The organism is Pelagibius sp. Alg239-R121, assembly GCF_947331435.1.
GTDB lineage: Bacteria > Pseudomonadota > Alphaproteobacteria > Kiloniellales > Kiloniellaceae > Denitrobaculum.
The window spans coordinates 576,988-590,391 of record NZ_CAMZOF010000003.1; the positions used below are offsets into that span (position 1 = coordinate 576,988).

The following is a 13,404-nucleotide window of genomic DNA, read 5'->3' on the forward strand; positions in this document are numbered from 1 at the left end:
CATTAAAAATCATCGACTGGCTTGAACGCCGCGCGGAGATGCCGTCGCGCATCCGGTTTTGGTGGAATTTCAGCTAATTTCCGGCGAATTACTGCGTAATCGCTCTGGCGCGAAATTTTTTCCCGACATTGCCAAGGATTTGCTGCTCTCATACGTCTAATGACTGAACATGCGTATGAACACGAGCGATAGTGCGTTGGCCGTGCAGGCCGGAAATGGCGATGCAGCGGCATTTAAGGTGCTGCTGGAGCGGCACTATGACGGCGTTTACCGCATTGCCTTTCGCTTCACCGGAGTACGCGAAGACGCGGAAGATATAGCTCAGGCCGTCTGCACGTCGCTCGCCGGCAAGCTTCGTTCATTCAAGGGTGAGGCGCGTTTTACCACCTGGCTCTACCGTATCGTCGTCAATGCAGCGCAAGACCATCACCGGCGGCAGAGCGCCACCACCCGTCTGCACGAATCCTATAGCGTAATTTCTGAGCTGATGCGCGGCGCGGAGGCTGAAACAGCACGCGAACTGCGCTGGTTATATGACGCACTCCAGCGGGTCGGCGAGGATCTGCGCGAGACCGCCGTGCTGGTTTTGGCAGAGGGCCTTACGCACGCAGAGGCCGCAGATGTTCTGGAGATTAAGGAATCAACCGTGTCCTGGCGCATGCACGAATTGCGCAAAGAACTTAAAGCCTTGGCGAAAGCAGAAGCATGAGTGACGAACTGGACAGAATGAAACGGGCTTTCCGGGGGCAGGATCCTGTCCGGCCAGATGACGCCGCTCGGCAGGCTGCGATGGGCGCCGCCATGACTCAGTTTCAGGAAGAAAATGCAAAGGCTCACCAAGGAACCGGCATCGGCGCACGTCTTAGAGAGCGAGGCAACAATTTGCTGATCGCACTCAAGAGGAAACCGATGATGAACTTTGCGCAACCGAAACTGAGACACATGCTGGCAGGCGGCGCGAGCCTGGCTGTTTTGACCTTTGCAGTTCTCAACTTCAATCAGATCGAACAAGCTTTGATGCCGGCGATGTACGATTACAGTAATGACGAAGCTGATCTTCCCGCAGACAAGGAGGAGTCGGTGGCAATGAGTGAGGCTGAACCCGCGCCACGCATTGAAGGACTGGTTGGCCGGCAGGCATTAAGTGAGAAAAAGCGCCAGGTTCCAGCGCAAGCCTCGTCGACAAGCGCGGCTGCACCGGCAACTGCCGGACAAGCTCCTCTTCAAAGTCTCGCACAGGCTCCGGCTCGTTTGCGTAGGGAAGCCGAGAGGGCGCAGGGTTTAAGTGACCGCAGCGATGTCGTAGCACCGCACTACCAGGAGCAAGGCCGGGATAACTTCGAGAACATAGCCCCCAATCCCCTGCAACTGGTGACCGAGGATCCGGTCTCGACCTTTTCCGTCGATGTCGATACGGCATCTTATGCCTTTGTGCGCGGCGCCCTGAACCGTGGTGTCTTGCCCCAAAAAGATGCCGTCCGTGTCGAGGAACTGATTAATTACTTCGACTATAACTACGAAACGCCCGACAGCCGCAGCGAACCCTTTAAGGCCAACGTATCTGTCATGCCATCACCCTGGAACGTCAACACCAGGCTCCTGCGCATCGGCATCAAGGGCTTTGAGTTGCCGAAGACCGACGCGCCGAAAGCTAATCTGGTATTTCTTATCGATACTTCAGGTTCGATGAATTCGCCCGATAAGCTGCCGCTGCTGCGCAATTCGTTCAAGCTGCTTTTGTCCTCGCTCAAGCCCGACGACACGGTCGCCATCGTCGCCTATGCGGGTTCCGCAGGGACGGTTCTGGAGCCAACGCGGGCGGACGATAAAAACAAGATTCTCGCCGCGCTCGATCGTCTTGATGCCGGCGGGTCAACGGCGGGCGCAGAAGGGATCCGCAAAGCCTACCAGCTTGCCGAACGTCAAATCGACCAGAGCGGAGTCAACCGGGTGATCCTGGCAACTGACGGAGACTTCAATGTCGGCATCTCCGACCCGGAGGAATTGAAGAGCTTCGTCGAACGCAAGCGAAAGACCGGTGTGACCTTGTCAGTATTGGGATTCGGCCACGGCAACTACAATGACGAGCTGATGCAGGCACTCGCCCAGAACGGCAATGGTAACGCTGCCTACATCGATACACTCAATGAAGCTCGGAAAGTTCTGGTGGATGAAGCGGGTTCGACCCTGTTCACCATTGCCAAGGACGTAAAACTGCAGTTGGAGTTCAATCCGACGACGGTGAGCGAATACCGCCTGATCGGCTATGAAACGCGCATGTTGAATCGGGAGAACTTCAACAACGATAAAGTCGATGCCGGAGACATCGGCGCCGGACATACGGTGACGGCCCTCTATGAGTTCACGCCAGCTGGCTCTTCTGGACAACGGATCGACGATCTTCGCTATCAATCAGAAAGCCTGGCCAAGGAAAGCGGTACAAACACCAGCAACGAATACGCCTTCCTGAAGATCCGCTACAAATTACCCGACAGTGATACCAGCACGTTGATTTCGACAGCCGTCACCAAGGCTCTGGAAGTGTCTTCAGTCGAACAGGCACCGCAGTCTTCCCGCTTTGCCGCTGCTGTCGCGGCATTCGGACAAATCCTGCGCGGTGGACGTTATACGGCAGATTTCTCTTACGATGATGTGATTGCCCTGGCCCGATCTGCCAAGGGAGAGGATCGTTTCGGTTACCGTGCCGAATTCATCAATCTGGTGCGCTTGGCGAAATCGGCATCGGCTCTCGAGCCTCAACAGTAAACCGCGCGGTCGTTATCGGCCGAACCGTCTAAGAACGTGCAGCAGCCTCTCATTGAATGATGCAGAGACTGCTGCACGTTTTTTCATTCATCCCCAAGGTTCGAGACATATTCTGCCACTTCGGCATGGGTCCCAAACCAAACGTCCTCGTGGTCTTTGATGTGCTCTATCAGAGCCTCGAGAATGCCGATCCGCGAACGGTAACCGATCACGTGAGGATGCATGGTCAGAAGAAACAGGCCGCCTTCCTGATAAGCCCGATCAAACTCGCGGCGGAAAATGTCGTACACAGCGTCGGGTGGCGTATAGGGACGCAACGCATGGAAGCGATGCATGTTGAAGTAGACCGCGTCGTCGCGGATCCATTCAACCGGCAGCTCGACAATGCCGGTGGGCTCTCCTTCATCAAGCAATTCATAACAGTCGTCATCCGCCATGAGGGAGGAATCGTAAAGCAGGCCCAACTCGCGCTCGATCTTCAGGGTATGGGGGCTGAAATCCCAAGATGGAGTGCGCAGGCCGACCGGGCGCGTTCCGGTGATTTTCTCCAGCACGTCGGCGGAGCGGAACATAAGGTCGCGTTCGTCCTCGTAACTCAGGATCGAGTTGAGTTCATGGATCCAGCCGTGGATAGCAATCTCGTGTCCCTCCGCGGCGAGCATACGCTGCTCATTTTCATGCAGCAGTGCGGATACGGCGGGCACAAAAAACGTTGCTTTGATATCCGCCTTGTCGAGTGCGGCTTTGATCCGCGGAATACCTCGGCGTACACCGTATTGCCCCCAGGAGAGGCGCCCGATCGACGCGCCACCGTCGCGGAGCTCGTTGGTCTCATGGTCGGAATCGAAGGACAGCGCGACGGCGGCTCTCGCGCCGCCTGGCCATTCCGGCGGCACCAACGGCCGGCCGGCGCGCACTTTGTTGACCTTTTTCTGCCAGATCTCGTCTGACCATTGCCAGGGTTCAAGTTCGCTCATGGTCAATCTTCCTAGAGGTTACTTCAGTTGGCTGGAGAGCGGTTCTGGTTCCTGGCTTCTTCAATCAAGATCGACCGCACTCTGTATCACTGCGACCCGTTCAGTCGGAAAAGTGACAGGCAGTCTGTTGGCCTGTCCCCATTGCTCTCAACTGCGGCTCTTCTTTGATGCAGCGGTCCCGGGCCATAGGACAACGTGGGTTGAAACTGCACCCCGCCGGTGGATCGAGAGGTGAGGGAATTTCGCCTACGATCGGTCGCAGCTCCACCAGGGCGTCGTCCTCCAGAACCAGCTTCGGCACACTGTCGAGCAACGCCCGGGTGTAGGGATGTGAGGGAGAACTGTAGACAGTCTCCGTCTCGCCGATTTCGACAATCCGCCCCAGGTACATGATCGCGACGCGGTCTGAAACGTGACGGACGACACTGAGATCGTGCGAGATGAAGAGACAGGTGATCTGCAGTTCGCGTCGCAGCTTCAGGAACAGATTGATGATCTGAGCCTGGATGGAGACGTCGAGTGAGGCGACCGGTTCATCGCAGATCAACAGTTGCGGTTGCATCGCGAGTGCGCGCGCGATCGCGACGCGCTGCCGCTGGCCGCCCGAAAACTGATGCGGATAGCGTTCGGCGAAGCCGGCGTCCAGTCCGACGCGTTCCAACCAACCTCCGACATAGCTTTTCGCGTCCGAACGGGTGATCAAATTGTGGGTGATCGGGCCTTCGGCAATGATGTCCCCGATAGGCATCCGGGGGTCGAGCGAGGCGAAGGGGTCCTGAAAAACAGTCTGCACCTCGGTCGTTGTTTTGCGGCCGTTTATCATGACGGCCTCGCCGCCGAGCGATGCCGTTCCTGAGGTCGCCGGCAAGATTCCTGCCGCGATCCTGCCGAGCGTGGATTTTCCGCAACCCGACTCACCGACCAGTCCAAGAGTCTCACCACGCAGAATGCTGAGAGAAACATCGTCGACGGCGTGGACCGATCGTGTTTCCACCTTGGCGCCCAGACGTGCGGCGATCTGATCTCCAACCGACAAGCTGGGTGAAAAGCGTTTGATGATGGCATCGAGTGACAGGAAGGTCTCGCTCATTTTGCCTCGCCGATCGGGTGATGACAGCGAAAGGCCGACGGCCCCGTTACGAGGTAGGGTACGTCGCCATTGCAGACCTCGCTCGCGAAGCTACAGCGGGGCGCAAAGGCACAGCCCGGCGGCAAGGCGAGAAGCGACGGCATGCTCCCGGGGATCTGTTGTAGATTCTGACCGGGCGGCGCGGTTGCCGGCAGTGAGTCAAGAAGACCGCGCGTGTAGGGATGTCGCGGATTTCTCAACACGCGGGCCGTCGGCCCTTCCTCGACGATTGTGCCGGCATACATCACCAGCAGCCGTTCGGCGAGGCTCGAAACCGTTGCAAGGTCGTGGCTGATCCAGATCAGTGCGGTGCCGCTGTCCTTGGCGAGCTCGCGCATCTCGTGGAGGATCTGAGCCTGGATCGAGACGTCGAGCGCTGTTGTCGGCTCGTCCGCAATGATGATGTCAGGGCTGTGAATCATGGCGATCGCAATGGCAACGCGCTGCCGCATCCCGCCGGAGAACTGATGAGGGTAAGCATCCAACCGGTGCCCGGCATCAGGAATGCCGACACGGGTCAGGGCTTCGACCGCCCGGTCGCGGGCCATCTGTTTACTGACCTTATCGTGTGCCCGCACGGCGAGTGTCATTTGCGTGCCCACCGAGAGCACCGGGTTCAAGGTCATCATCGGGTCTTGGAAGACCATTGCAATACGTTTACCGCGCAGAGCCCGAAGATCTGGTTGAGGCATGCCGACGAGTTCCTGCCCGTCGAACCTGATCGACCCCTCGGCGATACGGCCGGGCGGATCGACCAGCCCAAGCAGAGAGAAACCGGTCACGCTCTTGCCCGATCCCGATTCACCCACCAGACCTAGAATTTGTCCGCGCTCCAGCGAAAAGGAAACATCGCTGACCGCCTTGACCACACCGGCCTGGGTATGGAACTGGGTCGAAAGCCCGGCGACCTGTAGCAGCGGTTCGCTCATCGCCGCAGCCTCGGATTCAATTGATCCCGAATTCGGTCGCCAACCAGATTGATGGAGACGATCAGGATTATCAAAGCAATCCCGGGATAGACGGAAATCCAGTAGCGCCCACTCATCATGTACTTGAAACCATTGGAGATCAGCATGCCCAGCGATGGCTCCGTGACCGGCAGGCCAAGGCCCAGAAAGGACAAGGTTGCTTCCAGGGCGATCGAGTTGGCGATCTGGACTGTTGCGACCACGATCAGCGGCGGCATGCAGTTGGGCAGTAAGTGCCGAAACACAATGCGGCGCCGGGATAGCGGTGTCCCGTATGCCGCTTCGATGTAGTCCTTGCGGCGTTCCGCCGTGGCGGCACCATAGGCGGTTCTGGCGAAGTAGGCATATTGAGCGGCGACCAGCGCCGTGATGAGTTGTGCCTTGCCTTGACCGAGCAGGGCAACGAGCACCAGCGCCAGCAGGATTGGCGGAAAGGAGAGCTGCAGGTCGACAGTCCGCATCAGCAGCGCTTCGGTGCGTCCGCCGATGTAGGCTGCCGAGATTCCAAGTGTCGCACCAATCGACAAACCGACAATGCCGGCCACCAGGCCCATCTGGGCCGAGATGCGCAGTCCGTAGAGGATGGCGGAAAGCAGGTCGCGGCCCTGCGCATCGGTCCCCAGCAGATGCGTATAGCCGCCCGTGCCGATGTGCCCCGGCGCGCGCCGGGCGTCCATTAAGGAAAGGCGTGAAAGGTCGTAGGGATCCTGGGGCGCGATCAGCGGTGCCAGAATGGCGACCACCAGGATCACGGCCACCACTCCCAGAGCCACCACACCGACTTTGCTTTCCTTGTAGGTGATCCAGAACCGCCCGAGCGGTGTTGCGGGAGTCGCCATCAGGCACCCCCACGGCTGAGCCGGGGATCAAGGGCCGCGTAGATCAGATCAATGACCAGATTGATGGTCATGAACAGCAATGCCACCAGGATCAGATAGGCGACCATGACCGGACGGTCGAGATTCGTGATGCTGTCGATAATCAGTTTACCAAGGCCCGGCCAGGAAAAGATCGTCTCGGTCACGACGGCGAAGGCAAGGGTCGAGCCGAGTTCCAGCCCAAACACCGTAATGATGGGAATGGAAATGAGTTTGAGCACGTGGCGCAATACGATGGTGGCCTCCGACAGGCCCGCTGCGCGCGCAAACTTTACCGTATCGGTCAGCATGGCTTCCTGAGTACCGGCGCGCGCCAGTCGTATCATCATCGCCATCTTGAAGAGCGCCAGATTGATGGCGGGAAGAAAGAGGTGTGACCAGCCGTTCGCGGTCAGGAAACTCCATTCCACGCCCCACAGGGTCACCGTCTCGCCGCGCCCTCCCGCAGGCAGCCAACCGAGCGATACGGCAAAGGTGAGAATCAGAATCAGGCCAACCCAGAAGGTCGGGACCGAAAAGCCCAGAATCGATAGGCTCATGATCGTGTGCGATGAAACGGCGTTGGGCCGGTAACCCGCATAAACCCCAAGTGGCACTCCGATCAAAGCGGCTCCTAAAACTGCCGTGAGTGCGAGTTCCAACGTCGAGGGAAGCCGGCTCAAAATCAAATCGAGAACCGGCATGTTGTAGACGAAGGAATAGCCGAAATCGCCGACGAAGACGTTGCCGAGGAATGTCAGGTACTGCTCCCACAACGGCCGGTCCAGACCAAAGCGTGCGATGATGAAATTCCGGACATCTTGCGGCGCATCCGGCGGTATCAGGACCTCCATGGGATTGCCGATGGCATAGACCCCGACGAAGACGATCACTGACATGACAAGCATGACCAGGATGGCTTGCAGGCATCGTTGAATGAAGTACCCCAGCATCGTCGGTGCAGTTTCTTACAATTTATAAGCGATCAGTCGAAGCGAAACGGGTCCTTACACTCTTGGTAAGGACCCGTTGCCCGGCGTAAGTCTATTACTCGGCAGGTGTTATAAAGAACGCCAGCGTATCCTCGTCGGTACGCGGTGTCATTTTCAACTTGCCTTTACCGCCGGCCCAAACCGCTTGCAGATTCACCAGAGGAATGTACACGCGATCCGCCATGGTCCGTTCCATCGCATCTTCGTACAATGCCCGGCGTTTAGCGTCGTCGAGCTCCTTGCCGGCAGCCTGCAACAACTCGTCGACTTTCGGATTTTTATAGTCCGTGCGGTTGAACGCGCCGAGCTTCAGGTCCGGAGCGGGTGAATGGGCGAGCGATCCGAGTGTGTAGGATGCCTCGCCGGTTAGAGTCCCCCAGCCGTTCATGAAGGCTGAGTACTCGCGCTTGGCCTGGGCCGGGAAGTATACGGAGCGGGTGATCGCGTTTACCTTGGTCTGAATGCCGACCTGCGCGAACATCTGACCGAGCCCCTGACAGATCGCACCGTCGCCTGGCAGGCGGTCGCTGGTGCAATAGAGATCCATCTTAAAGCCGTCCGGGAATCCGGCATCTGCAAGCAACTGCTTGGCCCGTTGCGGATCGTAGTTGCGGGCGATGACCTTCTCGCTGGAACCGAAGAAACCTTCTGGCATGACTTGGCGAGCCGGCCGGCCAAGTCCTTCGAGGACGACGTCGACCATGACTTCACGGTCGATTGCCAGATCGATGGCTTCGCGTACCTTAGCGTCCCGCAGGGGGTTCTTTGCAAGAACCTTGCCGTCGAGGTCATAGACCTTTGGCGTGCTTTCACGCTGGTCCAGCTGCAGGTTCATAACGTAGACGCTGTCGGCCAGGAAGGTGTCGGTCTTTGAATCGTTCTTCAGCGACAGCCAGTCGGCCGAAGACACGTAGTTGATCAAATCGACCTGACCTGCTTTGAGCGCTGCAAGACGCGAAGAGTCGTTCGGCATTTCCTTGCGCACGACACTCGCCCAGGGGCCTTTGCCGCGCCAGTAGCCGTCGAAACGCTCCAGGACCAGATCGCCCTTAGGCTCCCAGGAGACCAGCTTGTAGGGTCCTGTGCCGACCGCTGCTTTTCCGGAATTGAAGCCTTCCGCAGCTGTCTCCTTGGTCGAATAGTCCTTCGCGGCCTTGTGCGAAACAATGAAGAGGCGCACGAAATCGTTTGGCAGAGTTGCCGCCGGCCCATCAGTCTTCATGTGCACGGTATGATCGTCGATGATGACGACTTCCTTGATGCGCCGGACATAGATCAAAACTGTAGTCGGTCCGGTAACTTCGGGAATGCGTTCAACCGAAAATTTGACGTCTTCTGCTGTAAAGTCCGAACCGTCGTGAAACTTCACGCCTTTACGCAGCTTGAACTCCCAGGTGGTGTCGTCGAGCGAGCGCCAGGATTCCGCGAGGCCGGGCTCGATCTGCAGATTATCGCCGGACCACACCAGGGTGTCGAAGATGTGTTTCATCGCATCGGCATGCACACCGAGTGCGGAGTAATGCGGATCCATGGATTCGGGTCCGCCGCGCACACCTACGGTAAGCGTCTGTGCCGTTGCGATTGTTGAAAGTGTTCCCAAACCAAGCGCGATCACGCCCGCCTGGAGAAGCCTGCTCAGTTTCATTGCGTCCTCCTAAGGTCCTGTAAAAATTTTTATCTTTTTGACATTTCTTGAGTGATGCAAATTTTATATTAGTTCCATTTAGAACTTGTATTCACCAGAATGTAAGGCATCATACTGCCCGTCAAGTTCAATTTGGATCTAATTTTTGATTCTGAACTATCCGGAGGAAGGAGAAGCAGGTTTTGCCGCAACGCAATTTACGGCCAATGCAGACGGGTAGAACTGGCCTTGCGGCGTTGACGGAAGCCAAGCTGTGGAACAACCCCTGCTGGTTTGCATTCCGGTTCAATCATATCGCACTACGCTACAATTCACCGCTCTATGCATGGGTCCAAAAGAACTACGGCCTTACGCGGCCCGAGTTCATCGTGATCTATTCGCTGGGGCTTTTGGATGGTGTTTTGGCGCGCGATATCAGCATCTCTTCCGGATTCCCCAAAAATACGCTGAGCCGCGCGATCGAGAAGCTCTGCCGGCTCGAACTTATTGAGCGGCGGGCGGATGACGCCGATCGGAGGAACCAGACACTTCATCTCCTGCCGACCGGCCGGAAGATCTTTGACGAGGCCTTGCCCAAGTTCCAGCAGTTCGAGGAAAAAATGCTGTCGTCCTTGTCTCCGCGGGAAAGGGATACGCTGTCTCATCTGCTCGCCAAAATCGTCCTCGATACTGAGGATTGGACGACTGAGATCGACGGCTGAGCCGGCATCACGTGAGCAGGAAGGGAGAAACGCCAAGATGCGCATTGCCGAAATGAATTGGATGCAGGTCGAAGACTACTTGAAAAGCGACGATCGCTGCGTCCTGCCGGTGGGTTCGACCGAACAGCATGCTCAACTCTCGCTCTGTGTAGACGTAATTTTGTCGGAGCGCGTCTCTATCGAAGCCGCCGAACCTCTCGGCGTGCCGGTTTATCCTGTTATGCCCTTTGGTCTTGCACCGTATTTTTCGGCCTATCCCGGAAGTGTTTCCTTGCGGGTGGAGACCCTGATGGCGGTGTTTCGGGACCTCATCCGCTCCGTGCGTAATTCGGGGTTCCGCCGGGTTCTGATTGTCAATGGGCACGGTGGAAACGCGCCGATTGCGGCGCTCATTCAGGAACTGATGTCGGATTGGCCGGAGATGTCGATAAAATATCATCCCTGGTGGGCGGCGCCGAAGACCCTTGAGGCGGCCAAGAAAATCGATCCGGTTGGTTCCCATGCAAGCTGGATGGAGAATTTCCCCTGGACTCGTCTGGCAAACGCACCGGCGCCGGACGGTGCAAAGCCGCTCATTGACTTCAAGGCTCTGAAAGCATCGAACCCGGCCCTTGGGCGTGCCCTGCTGGGTGACGGGAACTTCGGCGGTGAATACCAAAAATCCGATGAAGACATGGCGGCACTCTGGAAGGCCGGTGTCGAGGAAACGCGCGCTGAGTTGGAGGGGCCGTGGGCGAAACACTCCTGATCTGGGGCGCTGGCGCAATTGGCGGAACACTCGGCGCCTATTGGGCGCGCGCGGGTCTGGACGTCCTTATGGTGGACGTCGTTGCCGAACACGCCGAAGCCTGCAGCACCCGGGGCCTGACCATCGAGGGGCCCGTCGACGAGTTTTGCCAAATCGTTCCGACCGTCACGCCGGACCAGCTCGAAGGAACCTACAGCTGCATTGTCCTGGCCGTGAAAGCGCATCATACGCAGGCGGCGTTGCGAGACCTTACACCGCACCTTGCAGACGACGGTTACGTTCTTTCAGCACAAAACGGACTGAACGAACTTTTCATCGCCAGATCGCTTGGTGAAGCCCGCACTATGGGCTGTTTCGTTAACTTCGGTGCCGACTGGCACGGGGCTGGGCGTATTCTATTCGGCAATCGTGGTGCCGTCGTTGTCGGAGAGGCTTACGGCGATAACGGAGACCGCGCCCGGCGGATGCACGAGTTACTCAGCATCTTCGAACCCGACGCGGTTCTCACAGATGATATCTGGGCCTATCTCTGGGGCAAATTGGGATACGGCGCCATGCTGTTCGCAACGGCACTGACGGATGACTCCATGACGGCAAACTTCGACGATCCGGCGCGGACACGCGCTTGGGTCACGCTTGGACGCGAAGTCATGTCTGTCGCGGCAGCTCGCAACGTAATGCCCAAGGGTTTTAACGGATTTGAGCCCGCCGCCTTTATGCCCGGCGCGTCCTATGCCGATGCGGAGGCTTCCGTCGCGGCGCTTGCGGAATTCAACCGCCATACCGCCAAGACTCACTCCGGTATCTGGCGTGACCTTGCTGTCCGCAAGCGTCCGACCGAAGTCGACGCGCAAATCGGCATCATTGCCGAAGTCGCTGCAGACTGTGGTATCGGGACACCTGGCCTTCAGGCTCTGGTCGAACTCATACACGACATCGAGCAGGGACGGCGTCCTCAAAGCCCCGAAACACTCAAACTCCTGATTGACCGATGCAACTGAAATTTGATCAGAGAGTCGTGCTCGTCTCCGGTGCAGCTCAAGGGATAGGGCGGGCTATCGCCCACGCATTTGTCGAAGCGGGCGCGATGGTTTATCTCGCCGACCTCGATGGCGCCGGAGTTTCCGCAGCCGCCGCCGAACTGGGTGCTAAGAGTGCTGTGCTCGATCTTTCGAACCGAGATGCTACGATTGCCCACTGTAAAGAGATTGCTGAAGAGCAGGGGCGTATCGACATTCTGGTGCATGCCGCAGGCGGCGTTCGTGGACAGATCGGCCGGCCAATCGAAGAAATCACGGAGGAAGATTGGCGCAAGGTTTTTGAACCCAATGCGGATGCCGCTTTCTGGCTTGCTCAGGCCGTCGCCCCGGTTATGAAGACGGCCGGCTGGGGGCGCATCGTCAATATTGCTTCGGGTGCGGGATTACGGCCGAGTTTGACGGGTATCCAGGCCTACACGGCGGCCAAGCATGCGTTGGTCGGATTGACCCGGCAGCTGTCCTGGGAATTGGCGCCCTTCGGCATCACAGTGAACGCCGTAGCACCGGGATTGGTGCTGTCCAACCCAAGCTCTACGCAGCAATGGCAAAGCTATGGAGCTGATGGACAGGCAAAGATCATTGATGCCATCCATACACGGCGTTTGGGGACGCCCGAGGATATCGCGGCTGCGGTGCTGTTCTTTGCATCGGAACAGGCGGGATGGGTGACGGGGCAGGTGCTTTCGGTGGATGGTGGGCGTTCGTGATGCTGGATCACAGTTTCTGGTGGCATTGTCACCTTGCGTGAAATCGGGTCAAATCTGTCGCAGGACGTAGCCAGGCTCACCTTGGGTCGACATAAAACCGGACTAGTGCGATGTGTAGAAACATTAGAACGCTCTTCAACTTCGAACCGCCTGCAACAGATGACGAAGTTCACGATGCAGCACTCCAATTCGTGCGCAAGTTAAGTGGTTCGACCAAACCTTCAAAGCGCAATGCCGCCGCATTCGAACGTGCCGTGGAGCAAGTGGCCGTTGCGGTGCATGAACTCGTTGGCGCTTTAGAAACGTCCCAGCCACCGCGTAATCGTGAGGAAGAAGCGGCCAAAGCGCGTCTGAGATCGGCCGCGCGCTTTTCCCAACCGAAGGGCAAAATCGACACCGCTGGGACGACATCCTGAGTTCCCAACCTAGGCCGGCACGGTCTCCCGGCCCTCGCCGCCGAAGCGTGTCGCCAGGAAACCAATGATCAGCCCGACAATGGTACCTTCCAGCGTGAACCAGAAGGGCGAAGTGACGATGCCATCCACACCGAAGATGGCCGTCATCACCTGGCCAAGGTTGTCGTAGGCAAAGAAGGTCAGGACAAAGTTCATCCAGGCCCCCATGAACGGAGCACGGAACCACCAGGGCATGGGAAGCTTCAGGATCGGGTGCCAGTTAAAGACGCCAAAAATGCCGATAATGGCGCCCAGCGTGGTGTACCAGAGCAGGATGCCCCAGCGCATCAACAGACCTGCGTTTGGATCTAGGACGGGGAGCAGGAAAAAACCGGCAAGACCGATGACGAGACCAGCCGTTTTCCCGACGGCGATTCTTGTAATCAAGGAGGGATTTCCAAACATGGGACTCTCCTAAA

Annotated in this window: 14 protein-coding genes; 7 read left to right on the plus strand and 7 right to left on the minus strand. The window is 57.8% G+C overall.

Annotation, left to right across the window (positions count from 1 at the left end; genetic code table 11):
• The first annotated feature begins 175 nt into the window (after positions 1-175).
• Positions 176-709, plus strand: a complete 534-nt coding sequence (locus QMZ18_RS13050) for an RNA polymerase sigma factor (RefSeq protein ID WP_282606729.1) — start codon at positions 176-178, stop codon at positions 707-709.
• On the plus strand, positions 706-2,766 hold the full coding sequence (locus QMZ18_RS13055; RefSeq protein ID WP_282606730.1) for a VWA domain-containing protein: 2,061 nt from the start codon (positions 706-708) through the stop codon (positions 2,764-2,766). Before QMZ18_RS13050 ends, QMZ18_RS13055 begins: the two co-directional genes overlap by 4 nt.
• 83 nt (positions 2,767-2,849) lie before the next feature.
• On the opposite strand, the gene QMZ18_RS13060 is transcribed toward QMZ18_RS13055, so the two are convergent.
• From QMZ18_RS13060 to QMZ18_RS13085, 6 genes are all read right to left on the minus strand, one after another.
• The gene (locus tag QMZ18_RS13060) at positions 2,850-3,743 is read right to left on the minus strand and encodes a polysaccharide deacetylase (protein WP_282606731.1); all 894 of its coding nucleotides are present in this window, start codon (positions 3,741-3,743) and stop codon (positions 2,850-2,852) included.
• Positions 3,744-3,843: 100 nt separating this feature from the next.
• Positions 3,844-4,833 carry an ABC transporter ATP-binding protein gene (locus tag QMZ18_RS13065; protein WP_282606732.1) on the minus strand — a complete coding sequence of 330 codons (990 nt, stop codon included), beginning with the start codon at positions 4,831-4,833 and terminating at the stop codon, positions 3,844-3,846.
• Positions 4,830-5,801 (minus strand): ABC transporter ATP-binding protein, encoded by a 972-nt coding sequence (locus QMZ18_RS13070; protein ID WP_282606733.1) that lies wholly within the window; start codon positions 5,799-5,801, stop codon positions 4,830-4,832. Before QMZ18_RS13070 ends, QMZ18_RS13065 begins: the two co-directional genes overlap by 4 nt.
• Positions 5,798-6,679: an ABC transporter permease gene (locus tag QMZ18_RS13075; protein WP_282606734.1), complete on the minus strand. Its 882-nt coding sequence runs from the start codon at positions 6,677-6,679 to the stop codon at positions 5,798-5,800. Before QMZ18_RS13075 ends, QMZ18_RS13070 begins: the two co-directional genes overlap by 4 nt.
• Complete coding sequence (locus QMZ18_RS13080) at positions 6,679-7,650, minus strand: ABC transporter permease (RefSeq protein WP_282606735.1); 972 nt, start codon at positions 7,648-7,650, stop codon at positions 6,679-6,681. Before QMZ18_RS13080 ends, QMZ18_RS13075 begins: the two co-directional genes overlap by 1 nt.
• Positions 7,651-7,744: 94 nt before the next feature.
• Positions 7,745-9,334: an ABC transporter substrate-binding protein gene (locus QMZ18_RS13085; protein ID WP_282606736.1), complete on the minus strand. Its 1,590-nt coding sequence runs from the start codon at positions 9,332-9,334 to the stop codon at positions 7,745-7,747.
• A 206-nt stretch (positions 9,335-9,540) separates the two neighbouring features.
• On the opposite strand from QMZ18_RS13085, the gene QMZ18_RS13090 reads away from it, so the two are divergent.
• The 5 genes from QMZ18_RS13090 to QMZ18_RS13110 all read left to right on the plus strand — a co-directional run bounded on the left by QMZ18_RS13090 (position 9,541) and on the right by QMZ18_RS13110 (position 12,946).
• The gene (locus QMZ18_RS13090; protein ID WP_282606737.1) at positions 9,541-10,035 is read left to right on the plus strand and encodes a MarR family winged helix-turn-helix transcriptional regulator; all 495 of its coding nucleotides are present in this window, start codon (positions 9,541-9,543) and stop codon (positions 10,033-10,035) included.
• Between the two features lie 37 nt (positions 10,036-10,072).
• Positions 10,073-10,783 (plus strand): creatininase family protein, encoded by a 711-nt coding sequence (locus tag QMZ18_RS13095; protein ID WP_282606738.1) that lies wholly within the window; start codon positions 10,073-10,075, stop codon positions 10,781-10,783.
• Positions 10,765-11,784, plus strand: coding sequence for a ketopantoate reductase family protein (locus tag QMZ18_RS13100; protein WP_282606739.1), 1,020 nt, complete (start codon positions 10,765-10,767; stop codon positions 11,782-11,784). The genes QMZ18_RS13095 and QMZ18_RS13100 overlap by 19 nt, the downstream gene beginning before the upstream one ends.
• The gene (locus tag QMZ18_RS13105) at positions 11,775-12,530 is read left to right on the plus strand and encodes an SDR family NAD(P)-dependent oxidoreductase (protein ID WP_282606740.1); all 756 of its coding nucleotides are present in this window, start codon (positions 11,775-11,777) and stop codon (positions 12,528-12,530) included. The genes QMZ18_RS13100 and QMZ18_RS13105 overlap by 10 nt, the downstream gene beginning before the upstream one ends.
• 110 nt (positions 12,531-12,640) lie before the next feature.
• Positions 12,641-12,946: a DUF2277 domain-containing protein gene (locus QMZ18_RS13110; protein ID WP_282606741.1), complete on the plus strand. Its 306-nt coding sequence runs from the start codon at positions 12,641-12,643 to the stop codon at positions 12,944-12,946.
• 9 nt (positions 12,947-12,955) lie between these two features.
• Here the strand turns inward: QMZ18_RS13110 and QMZ18_RS13115 are convergent, their stop codons facing one another.
• Complete coding sequence (locus QMZ18_RS13115; protein ID WP_282606742.1) at positions 12,956-13,390, minus strand: hypothetical protein; 435 nt, start codon at positions 13,388-13,390, stop codon at positions 12,956-12,958.
• Positions 13,391-13,404: the final 14 nt, after the last annotated feature.

Coding starts and splice junctions, on each gene's coding strand:
- QMZ18_RS13050 (WP_282606729.1), top strand. CDS start 176: ATGAACACGAGCGATAGTGCGTTGGCCGTGCAGGCCGGAAATGGCGAT.
- QMZ18_RS13055 (WP_282606730.1), top strand. CDS start 706: ATGAGTGACGAACTGGACAGAATGAAACGGGCTTTCCGGGGGCAGGAT.
- QMZ18_RS13060 (WP_282606731.1), bottom strand. CDS start 3,743: ATGAGCGAACTTGAACCCTGGCAATGGTCAGACGAGATCTGGCAGAAA.
- QMZ18_RS13065 (WP_282606732.1), bottom strand. CDS start 4,833: ATGAGCGAGACCTTCCTGTCACTCGATGCCATCATCAAACGCTTTTCA.
- QMZ18_RS13070 (WP_282606733.1), bottom strand. CDS start 5,801: ATGAGCGAACCGCTGCTACAGGTCGCCGGGCTTTCGACCCAGTTCCAT.
- QMZ18_RS13075 (WP_282606734.1), bottom strand. CDS start 6,679: ATGGCGACTCCCGCAACACCGCTCGGGCGGTTCTGGATCACCTACAAG.
- QMZ18_RS13080 (WP_282606735.1), bottom strand. CDS start 7,650: ATGCTGGGGTACTTCATTCAACGATGCCTGCAAGCCATCCTGGTCATG.
- QMZ18_RS13085 (WP_282606736.1), bottom strand. CDS start 9,334: ATGAAACTGAGCAGGCTTCTCCAGGCGGGCGTGATCGCGCTTGGTTTG.
- QMZ18_RS13090 (WP_282606737.1), top strand. CDS start 9,541: ATGCAGACGGGTAGAACTGGCCTTGCGGCGTTGACGGAAGCCAAGCTG.
- QMZ18_RS13095 (WP_282606738.1), top strand. CDS start 10,073: ATGCGCATTGCCGAAATGAATTGGATGCAGGTCGAAGACTACTTGAAA.
- QMZ18_RS13105 (WP_282606740.1), top strand. CDS start 11,775: ATGCAACTGAAATTTGATCAGAGAGTCGTGCTCGTCTCCGGTGCAGCT.
- QMZ18_RS13110 (WP_282606741.1), top strand. CDS start 12,641: ATGTGTAGAAACATTAGAACGCTCTTCAACTTCGAACCGCCTGCAACA.
- QMZ18_RS13115 (WP_282606742.1), bottom strand. CDS start 13,390: ATGTTTGGAAATCCCTCCTTGATTACAAGAATCGCCGTCGGGAAAACG.